The sequence below is a fragment of the Brevibacillus ruminantium genome, from assembly GCF_023746555.1.
In the GTDB taxonomy this organism is placed as follows: domain Bacteria; phylum Bacillota; class Bacilli; order Brevibacillales; family Brevibacillaceae; genus Brevibacillus; species Brevibacillus ruminantium.
In genome coordinates, this window is the sequence record NZ_CP098755.1 from 17501 (window position 1) to 35689 (window position 18189).

General features: G+C 49.7%; 10 protein-coding genes, 1 tRNA gene, 2 rRNA genes and 1 other annotated feature. Of the genes, 12 read left to right on the plus strand and 1 reads right to left on the minus strand.

The window, feature by feature from the left end; translation table 11 throughout:
- The first annotated feature begins 138 nt into the window (after nucleotides 1-138).
- Nucleotides 139-255, plus strand: a 5S ribosomal RNA gene (rrf, locus tag NDK47_RS00080).
- A gap of 151 nt (nucleotides 256-406) precedes the next feature.
- Nucleotides 407-3334: ribosomal RNA gene (locus NDK47_RS00085) — 23S ribosomal RNA — on the plus strand.
- A gap of 115 nt (nucleotides 3335-3449) precedes the next feature.
- Here the strand turns inward: NDK47_RS00085 and NDK47_RS00090 are convergent.
- On the minus strand, nucleotides 3450-4430 hold the full coding sequence (locus tag NDK47_RS00090; RefSeq protein WP_251872908.1) for a YaaC family protein: 981 nt from the start codon (nucleotides 4428-4430) through the stop codon (nucleotides 3450-3452).
- A gap of 166 nt (nucleotides 4431-4596) precedes the next feature.
- Here NDK47_RS00090 and guaB point away from each other — a divergent pair, with 166 nt between their 5' ends.
- From guaB to NDK47_RS00140, 10 genes are all read left to right on the plus strand, one after another.
- The gene (gene guaB / locus NDK47_RS00095) at nucleotides 4597-6057 is read left to right on the plus strand and encodes an IMP dehydrogenase (protein ID WP_251872909.1); all 1461 of its coding nucleotides are present in this window, start codon (nucleotides 4597-4599) and stop codon (nucleotides 6055-6057) included.
- A gap of 177 nt (nucleotides 6058-6234) precedes the next feature.
- Nucleotides 6235-7554, plus strand: a complete 1320-nt coding sequence (locus tag NDK47_RS00100) for a D-alanyl-D-alanine carboxypeptidase family protein (protein WP_251872910.1) — start codon at nucleotides 6235-6237, stop codon at nucleotides 7552-7554.
- Between the two features lie 104 nt (nucleotides 7555-7658).
- Nucleotides 7659-8543: a pyridoxal 5'-phosphate synthase lyase subunit PdxS gene (gene pdxS, locus NDK47_RS00105; protein WP_251872911.1), complete on the plus strand. Its 885-nt coding sequence runs from the start codon at nucleotides 7659-7661 to the stop codon at nucleotides 8541-8543.
- 11 nt (nucleotides 8544-8554) lie between these two features.
- Nucleotides 8555-9130 carry a pyridoxal 5'-phosphate synthase glutaminase subunit PdxT gene (pdxT, locus tag NDK47_RS00110; RefSeq protein ID WP_251872912.1) on the plus strand — a complete coding sequence of 192 codons (576 nt, stop codon included), beginning with the start codon at nucleotides 8555-8557 and terminating at the stop codon, nucleotides 9128-9130.
- Between the two features lie 189 nt (nucleotides 9131-9319).
- Nucleotides 9320-9546, plus strand: a binding site (T-box leader).
- A gap of 60 nt (nucleotides 9547-9606) precedes the next feature.
- Nucleotides 9607-10887, plus strand: coding sequence for a serine--tRNA ligase (gene serS / locus NDK47_RS00115; RefSeq protein ID WP_251872913.1), 1281 nt, complete (start codon nucleotides 9607-9609; stop codon nucleotides 10885-10887).
- A 636-nt stretch (nucleotides 10888-11523) separates the two neighbouring features.
- Nucleotides 11524-12789 carry a group II intron reverse transcriptase/maturase gene (ltrA, locus tag NDK47_RS00120; RefSeq protein ID WP_251871428.1) on the plus strand — a complete coding sequence of 422 codons (1266 nt, stop codon included), beginning with the start codon at nucleotides 11524-11526 and terminating at the stop codon, nucleotides 12787-12789.
- Between the two features lie 554 nt (nucleotides 12790-13343).
- Nucleotides 13344-14942, plus strand: a complete 1599-nt coding sequence (aceB, locus tag NDK47_RS00125) for a malate synthase A (RefSeq protein ID WP_407653419.1) — start codon at nucleotides 13344-13346, stop codon at nucleotides 14940-14942.
- 40 nt (nucleotides 14943-14982) lie between these two features.
- Nucleotides 14983-16263, plus strand: coding sequence for an isocitrate lyase (aceA, locus tag NDK47_RS00130; protein WP_251872915.1), 1281 nt, complete (start codon nucleotides 14983-14985; stop codon nucleotides 16261-16263).
- A 120-nt stretch (nucleotides 16264-16383) separates the two neighbouring features.
- Nucleotides 16384-16460, plus strand: a tRNA-Arg gene (locus tag NDK47_RS00135).
- A 294-nt stretch (nucleotides 16461-16754) separates the two neighbouring features.
- Complete coding sequence (locus tag NDK47_RS00140; RefSeq protein WP_251872916.1) at nucleotides 16755-18113, plus strand: helix-turn-helix domain-containing protein; 1359 nt, start codon at nucleotides 16755-16757, stop codon at nucleotides 18111-18113.
- Nucleotides 18114-18189: the final 76 nt, after the last annotated feature.

Sequence of the window (18189 nt, forward strand, 5' to 3'; positions counted from 1 at the left end):
GGAAAAACGCCCGTTCGCTGTTCAGTTTTGAAGGATGCATTTCCTTCAAGTTCATAAGCATGGATGCCTTTTTATAAGGAGGTTCTGCTAAAAGCACCGACGTCCTGTCGGAACGCAGAACGACCCGCATCCTACGAGTCTGGCGATGATGGCGGAGGGGACACACCCGTTCCCATACCGAACACGGCCGTTAAGCCCTCCAGCGCCGATGGTACTTGTCCCGCAGGGGACCGGGAGAGTAGGACGTTGCCAGGCGGACGCAAAGGACCGTCTGCTAAAAGCACCTCGTCCTGAGGTAACGCAGACGCTAGCACATCCTGTGCGTCGTCGTTCTTTGAAAACTGGATAATGCATGTAATTGCTAAGGATATTTAAAGTGTAAGTACTATTAGTACTAACCAAATGTGGTTAAGTTACTAAGGGCACACGGTGGATGCCTTGGCGCTAGGAGCCGAAGAAGGACGCAGCGAACTGCGATAAGCCTCGGGGAGCGGTAAGCACGCTTTGATCCGGGGATCTCCGAATGGGGAAACCCACCATCCGTAATGGGATGGTATCCGTATCTGAATACATAGGATACGAGAAGGCAGACCCGGTGAACTGAAACATCTAAGTAGCCGGAGGAAGAGAAAACAATAGTGATTCCGTCAGTAGCGGCGAGCGAACGCGGAAGAGCCTAAACCGTCAGGTTTACCTGGCGGGGTTGTGGGGCGTCTCACATGGAGTTACAAAAGACGCGCGTAGGTGAACAGTTTGGGAAAGCTGACCATAGAGCGTGACAGTCGCGTAGCCCAAACGCGCGTCTCTCCGAGACCCACCCCGAGTAGCGCGGGACACGTGAAATCCCGTGTGAATCTGGCAGGACCATCTGCTAAGGCTAAATACTACCTAGCGACCGATAGTGAACCAGTACCGTGAGGGAAAGGTGAAAAGCACCCCGGGAGGGGAGTGAAATAGTACCTGAAACCGTGTGCTTACAAATAGTCGGAGCCCGATCTATGGGTGACGGCGTGCCTTTTGTAGAATGAACCGGCGAGTTACGGTAGCGTGCGAGGTTAAGTCGAAGAGACGGAGCCGCAGCGAAAGCGAGTCTGAATAGGGCGCAAGTACGTTGCCGTAGACCCGAAACCGTGTGATCTAGCCATGTCCAGGGTGAAGGTAGGGTAACACCTACTGGAGGCCCGAACCCACGCACGTTGAAAAGTGCGGGGATGAGGTGTGGCTAGCGGTGAAATTCCAATCGAACTCGGAGATAGCTGGTTCTCCCCGAAATAGCTTTAGGGCTAGCCTCGGAATTAGAGTCTTGGAGGTAGAGCACTGATTGGGCTAGGGGCCCTCATCGGGTTACCGAACTCAGTCAAACTCCGAATGCCAATGACTTATGTCCGGGAGTCAGACGATGAGTGCTAAGATCCATCGTCAAGAGGGAAACAGCCCAGACCATCAGCTAAGGTCCCCAAGTGTATGTTAAGTGGGAAACGATGTGGAGTTGCCCAGACAACCAGGATGTTGGCTTAGAAGCAGCCACCATTTAAAGAGTGCGTAATAGCTCACTGGTCGAGTGACTCTGCGCGGAAAATGTAACGGGGCTAAACATACCACCGAAGCTATGGCAGTCCTTATGGACTGGGTAGGGGAGCGTTCCAAGCAGCAGTGAAGCCGTACCGGAAGGAGCGGTGGAGCGCTTGGAAGTGAGAATGCCGGTGTAAGTAGCGAAAAGACAAGTGAGAATCTTGTCCACCGAAAGCCTAAGGTTTCCTGGGGAAGGCTCGTCCTCCTAGGGTTAGTCGGGACCTAAGCTGAGGCCGAAAGGCGTAGGCGATGGACAACAGGTTGATATTCCTGTACCACCTCTGTACCGTTTGAGCAATGGCGTGACGCAGGAGGATAGGGTGAGCGGCCTACTGGATGGCCGTCCAAGCAGCAAGCCTGGTGTGTAGGCAAATCCGCACACTATCAAGGGCAAGCTGTGATGGCGAGGGAAATTTTAGTACCGAAGTCCCTGATTTCACACTGCCAAGAAAAGCGTCTAGCGAGGAACAAGGTGCCCGTACCGCAAACCGACACAGGTAGGCGAGGAGAGAATCCTAAGGTGCGCGGGATAACTCTTGCTAAGGAACTCGGCAAAATGGCCCCGTAACTTCGGGAGAAGGGGCGCCCCGGTAGGGTTTATAGCCCGAGGGGGCCGCAGTGAAAAGGCCCAAGCGACTGTTTAGCAAAAACACAGGTCTCTGCGAAGCCGCAAGGCGAAGTATAGGGGCTGACGCCTGCCCGGTGCTGGAAGGTTAAGGGGATGGGTTAGCGCAAGCGAAGCTTTGAACCGAAGCCCCAGTAAACGGCGGCCGTAACTATAACGGTCCTAAGGTAGCGAAATTCCTTGTCGGGTAAGTTCCGACCCGCACGAAAGGCGTAACGACTTGGGCGCTGTCTCGGCAAGAGACCCGGTGAAATCATAATACCTGTGAAGATGCAGGTTACCCGCGACAAGACGGAAAGACCCCATGGAGCTTTACTGTAGCCTGGTATTGGAACTTTGTGCATCATGTACAGGATAGGTGGGAAGCTGAGAAGCAGGGGCGCCAGCCTCTGTGGAGCTGTCGGTGGGATACCACCCTTGATGTACGGAGTTTCTAACTCGTCACCCTGATCGGGTGAGAGGACCATGCCAGGTGGGCAGTTTGACTGGGGCGGTCGCCTCCTAAAAGGTAACGGAGGCGCCCAAAGGTTCCCTCAGAATGGTCGGAAATCATTCGTAGAGTGTAAAGGCAGAAGGGAGCTTGACTGCGAGACCTACAAGTCGAGCAGGGACGAAAGTCGGGCTTAGTGATCCGGTGGTTCCGCATGGAAGGGCCATCGCTCAACGGATAAAAGCTACCCTGGGGATAACAGGCTTATCTCCCCCAAGAGTCCACATCGACGGGGAGGTTTGGCACCTCGATGTCGGCTCATCGCATCCTGGGGCTGAAGTAGGTCCCAAGGGTTGGGCTGTTCGCCCATTAAAGCGGTACGCGAGCTGGGTTCAGAACGTCGTGAGACAGTTCGGTCCCTATCTGTCGCGGGCGCAGGAAGTTTGAGGAGAGCTGTCCTTAGTACGAGAGGACCGGGATGGACGCACCGCTGGTGCACCAGTTGTCACGCCAGTGGCACAGCTGGGTAGCTATGTGCGGAAGGGATAAGCGCTGAAAGCATCTAAGCGTGAAGCCCCCTCCAAGATGAGACTTCCCACAGCGCAAGCTGGTAAGACCCCTCATAGACGATGAGGTTGATAGGTTCGGTGTGGAAGCGCGGCAACGCGTGGAGCTGACGAATACTAATCGGTCGAGGACTTATCCACAAACCTTTAGCAATCATGCATATCCAGTTTTCAAGGCGCGAAGAGAATGGTCTTCCCGGAAATATCCGGGAAGATTTTTCTATATTCGCCAAAACAACGCCAGCTTACAGATAAGTCAGGTGTTGTTTTTTTGCATCTGCCCCATAATAACCGTAGCAAACACCTTTTCATGATAATCAAGAAAGGTTTCGATCAAAAACTGCTCTGAATAAGAGTGCGTCAACACTAATTCCCCCCAGCACTCGGTGTCGTATCGGGAGAGCATGCTCAGCACGTATAACAGCAAATAGTGGGTAGCCCATTCAGGCAGTGGAAGGCTACCGTTGTCACCGTTCCAAAAATACCAGGTTCCCTGCTGGCAGCGCAAAAGCGGATGGTCCTCTAGCACGGAAAGCCGAGAGGAGGAGATTGCCATTGTTTTCTGACCCTGCAGCCATTGCAGGGAGGGGAGCGAGTCACTCTGGAGAAACCGTTTGAAGAATTGACGAAAGGTCTCCTCAGAAAAGGCCAATGCCCCCTCCAACGCGGAAGGAAATTGAAGAGCATAGAGCTCTTCCTTCTTATCTTGATCCACCAACTTGCTTGAGAGAATGGCAACCCAGGGAGAAGGGAAGTCTGTGACTGCTTGTAATGGTTCGCGTAACGCTGGCAAATAGGAAAACAATTCTCGCATCCCATACCGGTCTTGCAGCGGAGATACCGTGAGAAGCCCGGCAAGGTGCGAAAAGAGACCTTCTTTTTGTGGACGTACCTCATCTTTCAAAAATTGATAATGGCTTCGTTTTACTTTTCGGGTGGTTACGCCATGCTGAAGCACTTTGCTGTTTTGCGGATAATCGGGGTCCATGACAATCAGCCAGCCCTTCAAAAGATGAATGCAGCCGTAAAACAAAAGCAGAGGCCTAATCGAGAGTGCCGCCTTTCCTGCCGATTCGTAAAACAAGCGAGCCTGTTTCCAGGTATACAAAAAGCGGGTGCTTTGTTGAAAAGCAAGGCGTTCAGCATGAGCCAAGCCTTTCTTTTGATAGCTTTCCTGTAAAAAGGAACGAGCGGCTGGTTCTGTTTCCAGTAATCGCAGATAGGACCAAGCTTCCATCATAATCACCTTTCTAACATTCGTGAATGAGAGCGCTTTCTTGTTTATTTTTTTGATTTGTCTGGATAATTGATTATATAACCGAACATTTAAAGCTTGCCTTGACAGTAAATTAAGCCGTTTGTTACACTTGCATAAAACATTTTGGCGAAAGGAGCTCATTACTGTGCGGGAAGACAAATTCGTGAAAGAGGGCTTAACGTTTGATGACGTTCTCCTCATTCCGGGAAAATCAGAAATTTTACCTCGTGATGTCGATACAACCACAAAACTGAGCGAAAAGGTTACCTTGAACATTCCGCTGATCAGTGCCGGCATGGATACAGTGACAGAGTCTGCACTTGCGATTGCGATGGCCAGACAAGGTGGAATTGGAATCATTCACAAGAACATGACAGTCGAGCAACAAGCGAGTGAAGTTGACCGGGTAAAACGCTCTGAAAGTGGTGTAATCACCAACCCGTTTTCCCTCAGTCCGGAGCACACTGTCGCAGACGCCGATGCGTTGATGGGAAAATACCGCATCTCCGGCGTTCCGATTGTAGACAGCCAAAATCACCTGGTCGGGATTCTGACAAACCGCGACCTGCGTTTTGTTCATGACTTTTCGATTCCGATCAAAGATGTGATGACAAAAGAAAACCTGGTAACAGCCTCTGTGGGTACAACCTTGCATCAGGCTGAAGCTATTTTGCAGAAATACAAGATTGAAAAGCTTCCATTGGTGGACGAGCATAACGTATTGAAAGGCTTGATCACCATCAAGGATATTGAAAAAGCCATCCAATATCCGAATGCAGCCAAAGACCAGCAAGGACGTCTTCTCTGTGGTGCGGCGATTGGCGTTTCAAATGATACGTTTGAACGTGCAGAAGCACTGGTGAACGCGGGAATCGACGTATTGGTCGTGGATACAGCGCATGGCCATCACATCAACGTAAGCAACACAGTGAAACAACTTCGCAAAGCATATCCGGATCTCACCATCGTAGCAGGGAACGTAGCGACGGGAGAGGCCACACGGGATCTGATTGAAGCAGGGGCTTCCGTTGTAAAAGTGGGTATCGGACCTGGGTCAATCTGTACCACTCGTGTCGTAGCGGGTATCGGTGTTCCGCAAATTACAGCGATCAACGACTGTGCGCGCGTTGCTCGTGAGTACAATATTCCAATTATTGCCGATGGCGGGATTAAATACTCCGGCGATTTGCCAAAAGCAATCGGTGCAGGTGCCTCGGCCATTATGATCGGCAGCTTGTTTGCGGGAACAGAAGAAAGCCCTGGTGAATTTGAGATTTTCCAAGGCCGTCGCTTCAAGGTATACCGTGGGATGGGCTCCATCGGCGCGATGAAAGCCGGCAGTAAGGATCGCTATTTCCAAGAAAATGAACAAAAACTCGTTCCAGAAGGAATTGAGGGACGTGTTCCATACAAAGGATCGCTGTCCGAGGTTGTGTATCAGCTCATGGGAGGCCTCCGCGCTGGTATGGGTTATTGCGGAACCAAATCGATCAAAGAGCTGATCGAAAACTCCCAGTTCATTCGGATTACCGGAGCAGGACTGCGAGAGAGCCATCCGCATGATGTACAAATCACCAAAGAAGCACCGAACTACACAATCTCCTAGGACTATTGAATCAATAACCTCTTTCTCAAGCAGAAAGAGGTTTTATTATAGCCATTTCGATAAGGGAACTGATGGAAACAAGCTTCAAGTAGGGTCCCTATCTATGGTACACTTACAACTGTGTGTCCGTGCCAATCATGGCCAAGACCGACAGAAGTGGGAGGGTGAGAGATTCATATGAAACGAAGAACATGGACAAAGCGATTGACGGGTCTATTCCTTTCTGTCGCTGTTTTTATGACGGCTTGGGGTTCCATGTCGGCAAGTGCAGGCGCTGCTCCGCAAGCAGATTTGCAGCTTGCTGCCAGCTCGGCCATACTGGTTGAAGTATCAACAGGGAAGGTGCTGTACAGCTCAAATCCAGATCAACCGCTGCCCCCTGCCAGCATGAGTAAAATCATGACCGAGTATCTGGTCAATGAAGCAGTCAAACAAAAGAAAATTAGCTGGGATGATAAAGTTCCGGTAAGTGACTACGCATTTTATATTGCGAAAATGCCGGACTCTTCCGGTGTTTATCTGAATATGGGAGAAACCCATACGGTCAGAGAGCTTTACAAAGCAATGGCGGTCTTGTCGGCAAATGACGCTACCGTTCTGCTCGCAGAAAAAATTGCCGGCAGTGAAGCAAACTTTGTGGCTATGATGAATAAGAAGGCACAGGAACTGGGAATGAAAAATACAAAGTATTTGACGTCCACCGGTTTACCTGCTGATGAACTGGGGCCTTACTCGATTAAATCCGATCAGAAAGAAAACTTGATGTCTGCTCGTGATACGGCAATTCTGGCGAGAGCGTTGATCCGTGATTATCCGGAAGCTCTGGAAATCTCCAAAATTCCACGTTTAACCTTCCGGGCAGGTGCACCCAATGAAATCAAAAAAGCAAACAATAACTGGATGCTGCCTGGTCTCAATAACTACTACGAAGGTGTTGACGGTTTAAAAACCGGATACACGATGGGAGCAGGCTATTGCTTCACGGGAACGGCCTCACGAGACAATATGCGACTCATCAGTGTCGTGATGGGAGCTGGTGGCTCCAACGGCAATATCACCAAGAGGTTTGATGAGACCAAAAAGCTGTTCGACTACGGCTTTAGCAACTTCAAACTGACCAAACAACTGGACAAGGGTGTCCAGGTAGCAGGCTTTGAGAATGCGCCTGTGAAAAATGGTGTGGAATTAACCGTTCCAGCGGTGACAGCAGATACCGTGATGACACTCAGCAAAATTGGAACCGAAACCAAGTATACGCCGGCTGCAACTTTTCAGGATCTGACGGCGCCGCTGAAAAAAGACCAGGTAATCGGAAGGGTCGTCTTTCAGGAAGAAGGCCTAAAAGAAGGAGACTTTCTGCAGCCGGAAGATATGACAAATGCTGGCGTGAATCTCGTGGCGGGACAGGACGTAGAAGAAGCCAGTTGGATTCGACTGTTTTTCCGCAGCATTATTCAATTCTTTGGTAATATTTTCAGCAGCATCACGGGAAAATAAAGAGGTTGTACCCCAATTCAAATATGCATTACAATGGTGAATATAAAGACAACCATTCCAGTGAAAGTACTGGGCTTTAGAACATAGGGTAGGGGGCAAATAAAATGGTGCAAGTAGGAACTTCCCGCGTTAAAAGAGGGATGGCGGAAATGCAAAAAGGCGGCGTCATTATGGACGTTGTCAATGCCGAACAAGCGAAAATCGCAGAAGCTGCCGGTGCCGTTGCGGTTATGGCACTGGAGCGTGTACCATCAGATATCCGTGCAGCCGGCGGCGTAGCGCGTATGGCGGATCTGAGTATCGTCGAAGACGTATTGAAGGCTGTTTCTATTCCGGTTATGGCGAAAGCCCGAATTGGCCATTTTGTAGAAGCTCGTGTTCTGGAATCCTTGGGTGTAGACTATCTCGACGAGAGTGAAGTGCTTACGCCTGCTGATGACCTGTTCCATATCAATAAAAAAGAATTCACCGTTCCATTCGTCTGCGGTGCCCGCGATCTGGGTGAAGCCCTGCGGCGTATCGGTGAAGGCGCATCGATGATTCGGACCAAAGGAGAACCAGGTACAGGAAACATTGTGGAGGCCGTTCGCCACATGCGTACCATGCAATCCCAAATCCGCAAAGTCCAAAGCATGTCCTATGATGAATTGATGGCGGAAGCGAAAAATCTGGGAGCTCCGTATGAGCTGCTCGAATATGTGCATAACAACGGCAAGCTGCCAGTCGTCAACTTTGCAGCAGGTGGCGTGGCTACTCCATCCGATGCTGCTCTCATGATGCATCTGGGCTCGGACGGCGTATTTGTCGGCTCCGGCATCTTCAAATCGGAAAACCCGGAGAAATTTGCAAGGGCCATCGTAGAAGCGACGACTCACTACAACGACTACGAGTTGATTGCCCGTGTATCCAAAGGTCTGGGTACCGCAATGCCAGGTCTGGAAATCTCCAAGCTGCGTGAACAAGATCGCATGCAAGAGCGCGGATGGTAGGGTGACCAAAGATGAAAATTGGCGTTCTTTCCTTGCAGGGAGCTGTCGCTGAGCATATTCGCATGCTGGAGGAAGCAGGGGCGACTGCCGTAGCGGTTAAGAAAGTAGAAGAGCTTGAAGATCTGGACGGAATCGTACTTCCTGGCGGGGAAAGCACGACCATCAGCAAGCTTATGCATAAATACGGCTTTACCGAAGCGCTTCGTCAGTTTGGACAAGCAGGGAAACCGATCTTCGGCACGTGTGCAGGTGCTATCTTGCTTGCCAAGCGCATTCATGGCCAGGATGATGTTCACCTTGGATTAATGAATGTCAAAGTAGAACGAAACGCATTTGGCCGTCAGAAAGACAGCTTTGAAGTAGAACTCCCCATTGCAGGTGTTGCGGCTGATTACCCGGCCGTTTTCATCCGTGCGCCATATATCATGGAAGTAGGCGAAACCGGTCAAGTTCTTGCCAAGTACGAAGAAAAGATAGTGGCAGCTAGGGAAGGACATTATTTAGCAGCAGCATTCCATCCCGAGTTGACAGAGGATGCGCGTATGCACAAATACTTTGTTGACATGGTAAAGGAATATCGCGGCTAAAAATCATACAGTGTTGGTAGACCGGTGCCCAAATGGTGCCGGTTTTTTTCGACTTCTTTACACAGGTATAGAACCTGTAGTACAGTTAACAATAGAAGATAACAAAACGGGCAAAACCGTTTTTCCTGATCGCAAGCAGTCTTAGGTTACGTTTAATAAAAAACGTCCAGGCGTTTTTCACAGAAATACAGAAACGCGATGAGGAGACTAGTATTTTGCAAGAGCTGGTCCAGAGAGTCGGTGGCAGGTGAAAACCGATCCGGTCTGCAAAAGAATCCATCTCCGAGTGGCAAAGGATAAACTTTGCACGGCCCCGCCCCGTTACGGCGGATCGAAGCGGGTACATGTCCGGTCGTGGATGGTGGGCGTGTATCAACAAGGGTGGCAACGCGGGTATAATAGCACTCGTCCCTTACCAAGGGGACGGGTGTTTTTTCATTTCATAACCAAGAATCAGCGAAGTTGGAGGGGTTTTTATGTTAGACGTAAAAGTGTTGCGTAACGATTTAGAAGGAGTAAGACGCCGTTTGGCGAATCGCAATGAAGATATTTCTGCTTTGGATCAGTTTGCTGATGTGGATGAGAAGCGCCGTCAATTAATTCAGGAAGCAGAAGGGCTGAAAAATAAACGGAATACCGTATCGGAGCAGGTAGCAGTTTTAAAGCGCAACAAGGAAAATGCTGATCATCTGATTGCCGAGATGAAAGAGGTGAATGATCGCATCAAGGTGCTGGACGAAGAACTGCGCCAGTTGGATGATCAATTGGAGCAAATTCTGTTGAGCCTACCCAATCTGCCGCATGAGAGCGCTCCGATCGGTACTTCGGAAGATGACAATGTGGTCGCGTGGACGTGGGGCGAGCCGAAAAACTTCTCCTTTGAACCAAAACCGCACTGGGAGCTGGGGCAGGAACTGGGCATTATTGATTTCGAAACCGCGGCCAAGGTGACGGGTAGCCGTTTTGTATTTTACAAAGGATTGGGTGCCCGCCTGGAGCGTGCGCTGATGAACTTCATGCTTGATCTGCATACGAGCGAACACGGTTATGAAGAGCTGTTGCCTCCGTATATCGTCAACCGGACCAGCATGACAGGTACCGGACAACTGCCTAAATTTGAGGAAGATGCGTTCAAGCTGGAAGGACCGGATTATTTCCTGATCCCGACAGCAGAGGTGCCTGTGACCAACATGCATCGTGATGAAATTCTCGATGGGGCTGATCTGCCACGTTACTATGCTGCTTACAGCGCATGTTTCCGCTCGGAAGCAGGCTCGGCTGGCCGAGATACCCGCGGACTGATTCGTCAGCATCAGTTTAACAAAGTAGAGATGGTGAAGTTCGTCAAGCCGGAGGACTCCTATGAAGAGCTAGAAAAACTGGTGAAAAACGCAGAAAAGGTCCTGCAGCTTCTCGGTTTGCCATACCGTGTCATGAGCATGTGTACAGGTGATCTCGGTTTTACGGCAGCGAAAAAGTACGACCTGGAAGTGTGGATTCCAAGCTACAACACCTACCGGGAGATTTCGTCTTGCTCCAACTTTGAAGATTTCCAGGCACGTCGGGCCAACATCCGCTTCCGCCGCGACACAAAATCGAAGCCGGAGTTCGTTCATACACTGAACGGATCGGGATTGGCCATCGGCCGCACAGTGGCTGCTCTGATGGAAAACTACCAGCAGGAGGATGGATCGGTCGTGATCCCGGAGGTTTTGCGTCCGTATTTCGGCGGAATGGAGAAAATCGCACCAAAGTAAACAGCTTCAGATACAGCCGACATCTTCAAAGCATCAAGCCAAACAACTTTCTGTACGATTACAGGAAGTTGTTTTTTTAGTGCGCCCAGCATGGGCGATAGCTATAGGGTGGAAGTCCCGAACGGGGGGTGGCTGTCCCAACCGTTAGCTCAAGGCAAGGGTGTCGACCGTGAGGTCGAATCTGAAGGAAGCCAGCGGCAAAATCCCGACCTGAGGTACACGAACCCAATTTGAGGCTGTTGTATTCGGGCGAGTCTGCTAAACAAGACAAAGCCCCATACAGCCAAGGGATACAGCAGTAAACTTGGGCAGGTACATGGGATGAAAGTTATCGTTCTTACCTGGGGAGGTCTGCATGGAACGCCTTCAACTGTTGGTAACCGCCTCCGTAAGGAGGCGCTGAACATGCAGAAGTCAGCAGAGGCCATAGTACCCGAGTAGAGGACGCTTGAATGGGGAAGGGCTGAACATCAAGTCAGCACGCGATCCATGTCTTTTGTTACGATACGTCGAAGCAGAATTCCAGAAAGGAACTACTTTTGAAGAGCAGGGGTGAAGCCCCGAGGGTACAAAAAAGAGGGCTGAGTATCGTTCAGCAAACACGGAACCCGCATGTGCGAAGGAAGGAATATCGTTATGGACTTGCTGGAGAAAGTTTTATCACGGGAAAACTTACGGATGGCACTTCAACGAGTAGAAGCAAACAAAGGTGTTGGTGGAGTCGATGGTGTTTCAACCGAACAACTACGCGACTATCTACACGAACACTGGCAAACTATCCGTGAGGAATTGGAAAGAGGAACCTATCGACCTTCACCTGTCCGCAGAGTCGAAATCCCGAAACCTGACGGAGGCGTAAGGTTATTAGGCATTCCCACCGTGGTGGACCGCTTCATCCAGCAAGCCATCCTCCAAGTATTAACACCGATCTTCGATCCCACCTTCTCGGAGTCCAGTTACGGATTTCGCCCGAAACGTAGCGCCCACATGGCAGTAAGGAAAGCGCAAGCGTATATCAGGGAAGGATACAGATTCGTGGTGGACATCGATCTAGAGAAATTCTTTGATCGTGTCAACCATGATATCCTGATGAGCCGCGTGGCTCGTAAAATCCAAGACAAGCGCCTTCTAAAGCTGATTCGATCCTATCTAAACGCAGGTGTCATGATAAAAGGAATCTGTACTACCTCAAGTGAGGGGACACCGCAAGGTGGACCGCTAAGCCCACTATTAGCAAATATCTTGCTTGATGATCTGGATAAGGAATTAGAAAAGAGGGGACATCGCTTTTGCCGCTATGCGGACGATTGCAACGTCTACGTGAAAACAAGACGAGCAGGAGAACGGGTTAAGAAGAGCATGAAAGATTACTTGGAAAAGGTGCTTAGGCTAAAAGTAAATGAGGAGAAAAGTGCGGTGGACCGGCCGTGGAAACGTAAATTCCTTGGCTTTAGTTTTACTTTCGTAAAACAGACAACGGTTCGTATCCACCCAAAATCCCTTCTCAAGTTAAAAGAGAAAATCCGCACGATCACGAATCCAGTGTGGAGTATCTCGCTTGAGGAACGGGTTGAAAGGTTAAACCAGTATCTCATGGGTTGGATTGGATATTTTGCCCTTGCAGACGCAAAGGGAATCTTACAATCCATTGAGGAATGGACAAGGCGTAGGCTCCGTCTTTGCTTGTGGACGCAGTGGAAACGAGTGAGAACCAGATATCGAGAACTCCGTTCTCTTGGTATATCTCACACAAAAGCAATTGAAATTGCAAACACCCGCAAGGGGGCATGGCGTACTACAAAGACTCCGCATATACACAAAGCCCTCGGCATTGCCTACTGGCAACAACAAGGGCTCAAAAGCTTAACACAGCGATATTTTGACATTCGTCAAGCTTGGTGAACCGCCGTATACCGAACGGTACGTACGGTGGTGTGAGAGGACGGGGGTTAGCCACCCCCTCCTACTCGATTACTTTCGGAAAGTTCAAATTCGCTAACGCATTAAATGATGAAAGTATAAGAAAAACGAAGGCCTTCGCTATTTGACTTGGCGATAAGCCAAGTTTTTCTAATCGGAGAAAACGCGTGAAAAAGGGAGGAATTGAATTTTTCTAAAAATTGTTGCACAACAGATTTTTCTGTTATATAATAACCACAAATCAAAAGTCATTGTAATAAAACAGAGAGTGGAGGGAATTGCACATGAATTGTAATCGTTGTGAAGGAAATGGCGAACAAAATTGTCCGCAATGCAGCGGCTCGGGACATGATGACCACGGGACTGCATGTCACCAATGCCACGGAGAGGGGTGTGTGAGCTGCAGCCATTGCAGTGGAAGCGGGCTATTGGATTGACCCTTTTTTTTGATCACGCTGTACTATAATAGATTTTTGAATGAACATCTGTATCATAACTATTCTCTAAAACAGGGAGGAGGAGCCAGATTGACTGCCATGCGCGTTGATCAATTCCCAACGGATATTTTGATAACAGGAGAACTGCCGCCATCCTATGCCGATATTTTGACCCCGCAGGCGATATCCTTTCTCGTCAAACTGGAGCAGCAGTTCGGGAGCAGAAGACGTGAACTGATAGAGCTGCGCAAAGAGAAGCAAGCGAAGATCGATGCTGGGCAATTGCCTGATTTTTTGCCGGAGACGGCCCATATTCGCAACGGAGATTGGCAGATCAACTCTTTGCCGCTTGATTTGCTTGACCGAAGAGTCGAAATCACCGGACCTGCCGGCGACCGCAAAATGGTGATCAATGCGTGCAACTCCGGAGCCCGTTTGTTCATGGCCGATTTTGAAGATGCCAATTCACCGACCTGGGCTAATACGGTTGAAGGGCAAATCAATATGCGGGATGCGGTCAACAAGACCATCTCGTATACCAGCCCGGAAGGAAAGAAATACGCTCTACAGGAAAAAACGGCAGTCCTGATCGTAAGGCCGCGCGGCTGGCATCTCGAGGAAAAGCATCTGCGTATTCAGGGAAAGCCGATGTCTGGCAGCCTGTTCGATTTTGGCCTTTATTTCTTCCACAACGCGCGGACACTGCTGGAACAGGGGAGCGGCCCCTATTTCTATCTGCCGAAGCTGGAGAATCATCTCGAGGCCAGGCTGTGGAACGACGTCTTCTGCTTTGCCCAGGATGAACTGGGCATCCCGCGGGGGACGATCAGGGCAACCGTCTTGATTGAAACCATCCTGGCCGCGTTTGAAATGGATGAAATCCTTTACGAGTTAAAGGAGCACAGCGCAGGGCTCAACTGCGGCCGCTGGGATTATATTTTCAGCTACATCAAAAAACTGCGCAATCATCCGGATGTGATTCTTCCAGACAGAGCGCAGGTAACCATGACGGTGCCTTTCATGCGCGCCTATACCACGCTGGCGGTGAAGACCTGCCACAAGCGGCAGGCACCATGCATCGGCGGTATGGCAGCACAGATCCCGGTGAAAAATGACCCGGCAAAAAATGAAGAGGCAGTGGTAAAAGTGCGGGCAGACAAGGAAAGGGAGGCGTACGACGGCCACGATGGCACCTGGGTCGCTCACCCCGGATTGGTTCCCGTCGCGATGGAAGTCTTTGACCGCCTGATGCCTGAGCCCAATCAGATTTGGTACAAACGAGACGATGTGCAAGTGACGGCAGCCGATCTGCTGGCCATTCCCGAGGGACAGATTACAGAGGAAGGTGTCCGCACCAATATCCGAGTGGGGATTCTCTACATCGAAGCTTGGCTCAGGGGCTATGGCGCAGTGCCGATCAACCACCTGATGGAAGACGCGGCCACTGCAGAAATATCCCGCGCACAGGTCTGGCAGTGGATCCGACATCGCCGGGGAGTTTTGCCGGATGGACGGAAGATTACCCTCGCACTCGTCAATCAATGGTTGGCTGAGGAATTGCAGACCATTAAACAGGAAATCGGTCTGGAGCGCTACGAGACCGGCAGATACAAGCTGGCGGGAGAGCTGTTCCAGCAGTTGGTGACAGCCGATGAGTTTTCCGAGTTTTTAACCATACCGGGCTATACCTATTTGTAAGGATAAAAAAATTTGTAAGGATAAAAAGGAGTGGGAGAAGATGAACAGACAGGAAGCCATCACACAAGTAGAGCAAAGCTGGAAGACAGATCGTTTCAAGGGGATCGTACGGCCGTACACGGCAGAAGATGTTGTACGTCTGCGCGGTTCGGTTCAGATTGACCATACGCTGGCTCGTATTGGTGCGGAGCGTCTGTGGAATTTGCTGCACACCGAGCATCACATCAAGGCACTGGGGGCTTTGACGGGCAATCAGGCGATACAGCAGGTGAAAGCGGGGCTAAAGGCGATCTATCTGAGCGGCTGGCAGGTTGCGGCCGATGCCAACCTCTCCGGACAAATGTATCCGGACCAAAGCCTTTATCCGGCCAACAGCGTCCCGCAGGTCGTCAAACGAATCAACCAGGCGCTGCAGCGTGCTGATCAGATCCAGCAATCAGAGGGGACAGGCGACACCTACTGGTTTGCTCCCATCGTCGCGGACGCAGAGGCTGGCTTTGGCGGACCGCTCAATGTCTTTGAACTGATGAAAGGAATGATCGAAGCGGGGGCATCTGGCGTCCATTTTGAGGATCAGCTCGCCTCCGAGAAAAAATGCGGTCACATGGGCGGCAAGGTCCTGATCCCGACTCAGGCGGCCATCCGCAATCTGACGGCTGCCCGCTTTGCCGCTGACGTGATGGGCGTCCCTACCGTAATCGTCGCCCGTACCGATGCCAACGGAGCCTTTTTGATCACCAGCGACATCGACGATCATGATAAGCCATTTCTCACAGGGGAACGGACAACCGAAGGCTTTTTCCGGATGAAAGGCGGACTGGATGCAGCCATCTCCCGAGGGCTCAGCTACGCCCCCTACGCCGATCTGATCTGGTGCGAGACATCTGAGCCCAACCTGGAGGAGGCACGCCGTTTTGCCGAGGCGATTCACGCACAGTTTCCGGGAAAATTGCTGGCGTACAACTGCTCGCCTTCGTTCAACTGGAAGAAGAAGCTGGGCGAGGAGGAGATCGCTCGCTTCCAGCATGAACTCGGGGAGATGGGATACAAATTCCAGTTTGTCACCCTGGCTGGTTTCCACGCCCTGAACTACAGCATGTTCGAGCTGGCACGGGGCTACCGCGACCGGGGGATGGCCGCCTACTCGGAGCTGCAGCAAGCGGAGTTTTCCAGCGAAGTATACGGCTACACCGCCACCCGCCATCAGCGGGAGGTGGGCACCGGGTATTTCGACGAGGTCGCGCAGGTGATCGCCGGCGGCACTTCTTCGACAACCGCTTTGACCGGCTCTACCGAAGAGGAGCAGTTTACACATAATTGAACAAAGCTGTTGAAATACAAACAGAAGCGACAAGGAACCAGGGGCCAGGCTCACTGGTTCTTTGTTTGCAAAATGAGCAAAATCGCCCTATAATAAATGAAGAATAAACAAGTGAACGATGTCCCCGTAGCTCAGCAGGATAGAGCGTCAGTTTCCTAAACTGTAGGTCGGAGGTTCGAATCCTCTCGGGGACGCCATAAAAAAACCAAGAACAACGCAGGGTTAAGCCACACGGCTTCCTGCGTTGTTTTTGTATATTGACCCGTTTTTGAACACTCCCACACTTAGGCTAACGCCTTGAAGTGGAGGAATCTTGGGTAATCTCTCGTAACCGAGAGAAATTTACCAGACTATCCCCGTAGTTCCTACGGTTATTGGCAAAACTTGTATGTTTGTGGTATTTATTGTAAAATTGGTTAAACATTATAAAAACATTCAGTATATGAAATAAAATCATATTCACTATTTTGGTAGTTGGGAGGTGTATTTCTATGGCCCTGCAAGAAAATTTGCAAAGCTCGTTGCGGTTAGAAATCGAGAGGAAGCAAAGGCAGTACGGTTATACGTTAAGTAAACTAAGTAAATTGTCCGGCATTAATCATGGACATTTGAGTGATATTTTTCGTGGTAATCGACCGATGACTATAGGACAGCTTGACGCTTTAGCGGTGGTTTTTGGGCAGTCTCCTGGATGGCTCTATCAGTTGTACGTAGATGAGTGTTTTACAAACGAAAGAGTATCGCGTCCCCGCGTGATGCGTTATCTGATACGATGCGCCGAGATTGGTGAACAGAGCTGTGTGGAACAGGTTGTCTCAAAATTACTGGATAATCGAAAAAATGTGGACATTCTCTTTTCAGTGGCAGAAAAGTTATTTGAGAGCGGAAAGCGTAAAGAGTCTATCCCTTTCTATCAATTCGTAGTTGATAGTGAAAAAGATAGTCATTCTGATCGTTTTGTAATCAGTCAGTACCGATTGTTTCGGGCGATGCAAGGGGAAAACATGGAGGAAAATTGGAGAGCTATTATTCGCTTTGAGCCTTATCGAAATCGATTGCCGGAAAATTATCAATTGGACGGGCTGCTTCATTTGGCAAATGCATGTTTTATGTTACAAGAATGGAAGAAAGTTGAGAAGTATGCTGATGAGTTAAGATCACTAGCCATGAGGGTTTACCAAGAAGAGTTGAGTAAGCGAAAAAACGGTAAAATCTGTGGGCCTCTTCGAACGGAACGTCACCTGGTTGTGTATTATGGACAAGGATTCCTTGCAAAAGGCGTCGCGTTACAAATGCAAGGGTTGTATAGGGAAGCAAAGCTATATGTGAAAGGCTATGCCGATCTAGGATGGTTCGAGTTATTGGATGGCACGGGGTATAGAGAGGTTGAAAAGTTTAAAATTTGGGCAAAGGCCAATTCGTACACCTATGATTTGCTGATGGGGCAAACCAATGTTTTGCCTGAATACTTAGAGTTTCTAGCGAAGCATCCTGAGGAAATACCAGCCGGACTTTTAACGATTATGGAGGCGGCTAGTAAGTACGATATATTGATTAATCCTGTTTTAGAACAATATGCCGAAGAAATTGAGCGTTTTTATAACTACAATGACCAAGTTAATATTAGTAGACAATATCAATTCCGTTATCATAAAATGATATATGAGTTAAAAAATGGGTTTATCTCCAATGCAATAGAAGAAATATTATACTGTCTGGACCTATCGGATAAGCTGAGGAATCAACAAGCATTCAAAAGATGTACAGCATTGTTCTGGGAATACCGTCAACAAGCAACAGAGAAACAAAAACGAATATATCATGAAATAATTGGGAGGTACACAGAATGAAGTCGAGAATAATTTTATTAGCATTTGCATTGCTTTTGAGTTTATCAAGCGGAATTGTAAACAATGAAGGGTCATC

Bases quoted from the DNA above. Each gene is read 5' to 3' on its own strand.
- pdxS (WP_251872911.1), top strand. From the start codon at position 7,659: ATGGTGCAAGTAGGAACTTCCCGCGTTAAAAGAGGGATGGCGGAAATG.
- aceB (WP_407653419.1), top strand. From the start codon at position 13,344: ATGCGCGTTGATCAATTCCCAACGGATATTTTGATAACAGGAGAACTG.
- aceA (WP_251872915.1), top strand. From the start codon at position 14,983: ATGAACAGACAGGAAGCCATCACACAAGTAGAGCAAAGCTGGAAGACA.
- serS (WP_251872913.1), top strand. From the start codon at position 9,607: ATGTTAGACGTAAAAGTGTTGCGTAACGATTTAGAAGGAGTAAGACGC.
- NDK47_RS00140 (WP_251872916.1), top strand. From the start codon at position 16,755: ATGGCCCTGCAAGAAAATTTGCAAAGCTCGTTGCGGTTAGAAATCGAG.
- ltrA (WP_251871428.1), top strand. From the start codon at position 11,524: ATGGACTTGCTGGAGAAAGTTTTATCACGGGAAAACTTACGGATGGCA.
- NDK47_RS00090 (WP_251872908.1), bottom strand. From the start codon at position 4,430: ATGGAAGCTTGGTCCTATCTGCGATTACTGGAAACAGAACCAGCCGCT.
- pdxT (WP_251872912.1), top strand. From the start codon at position 8,555: ATGAAAATTGGCGTTCTTTCCTTGCAGGGAGCTGTCGCTGAGCATATT.
- NDK47_RS00100 (WP_251872910.1), top strand. From the start codon at position 6,235: ATGAAACGAAGAACATGGACAAAGCGATTGACGGGTCTATTCCTTTCT.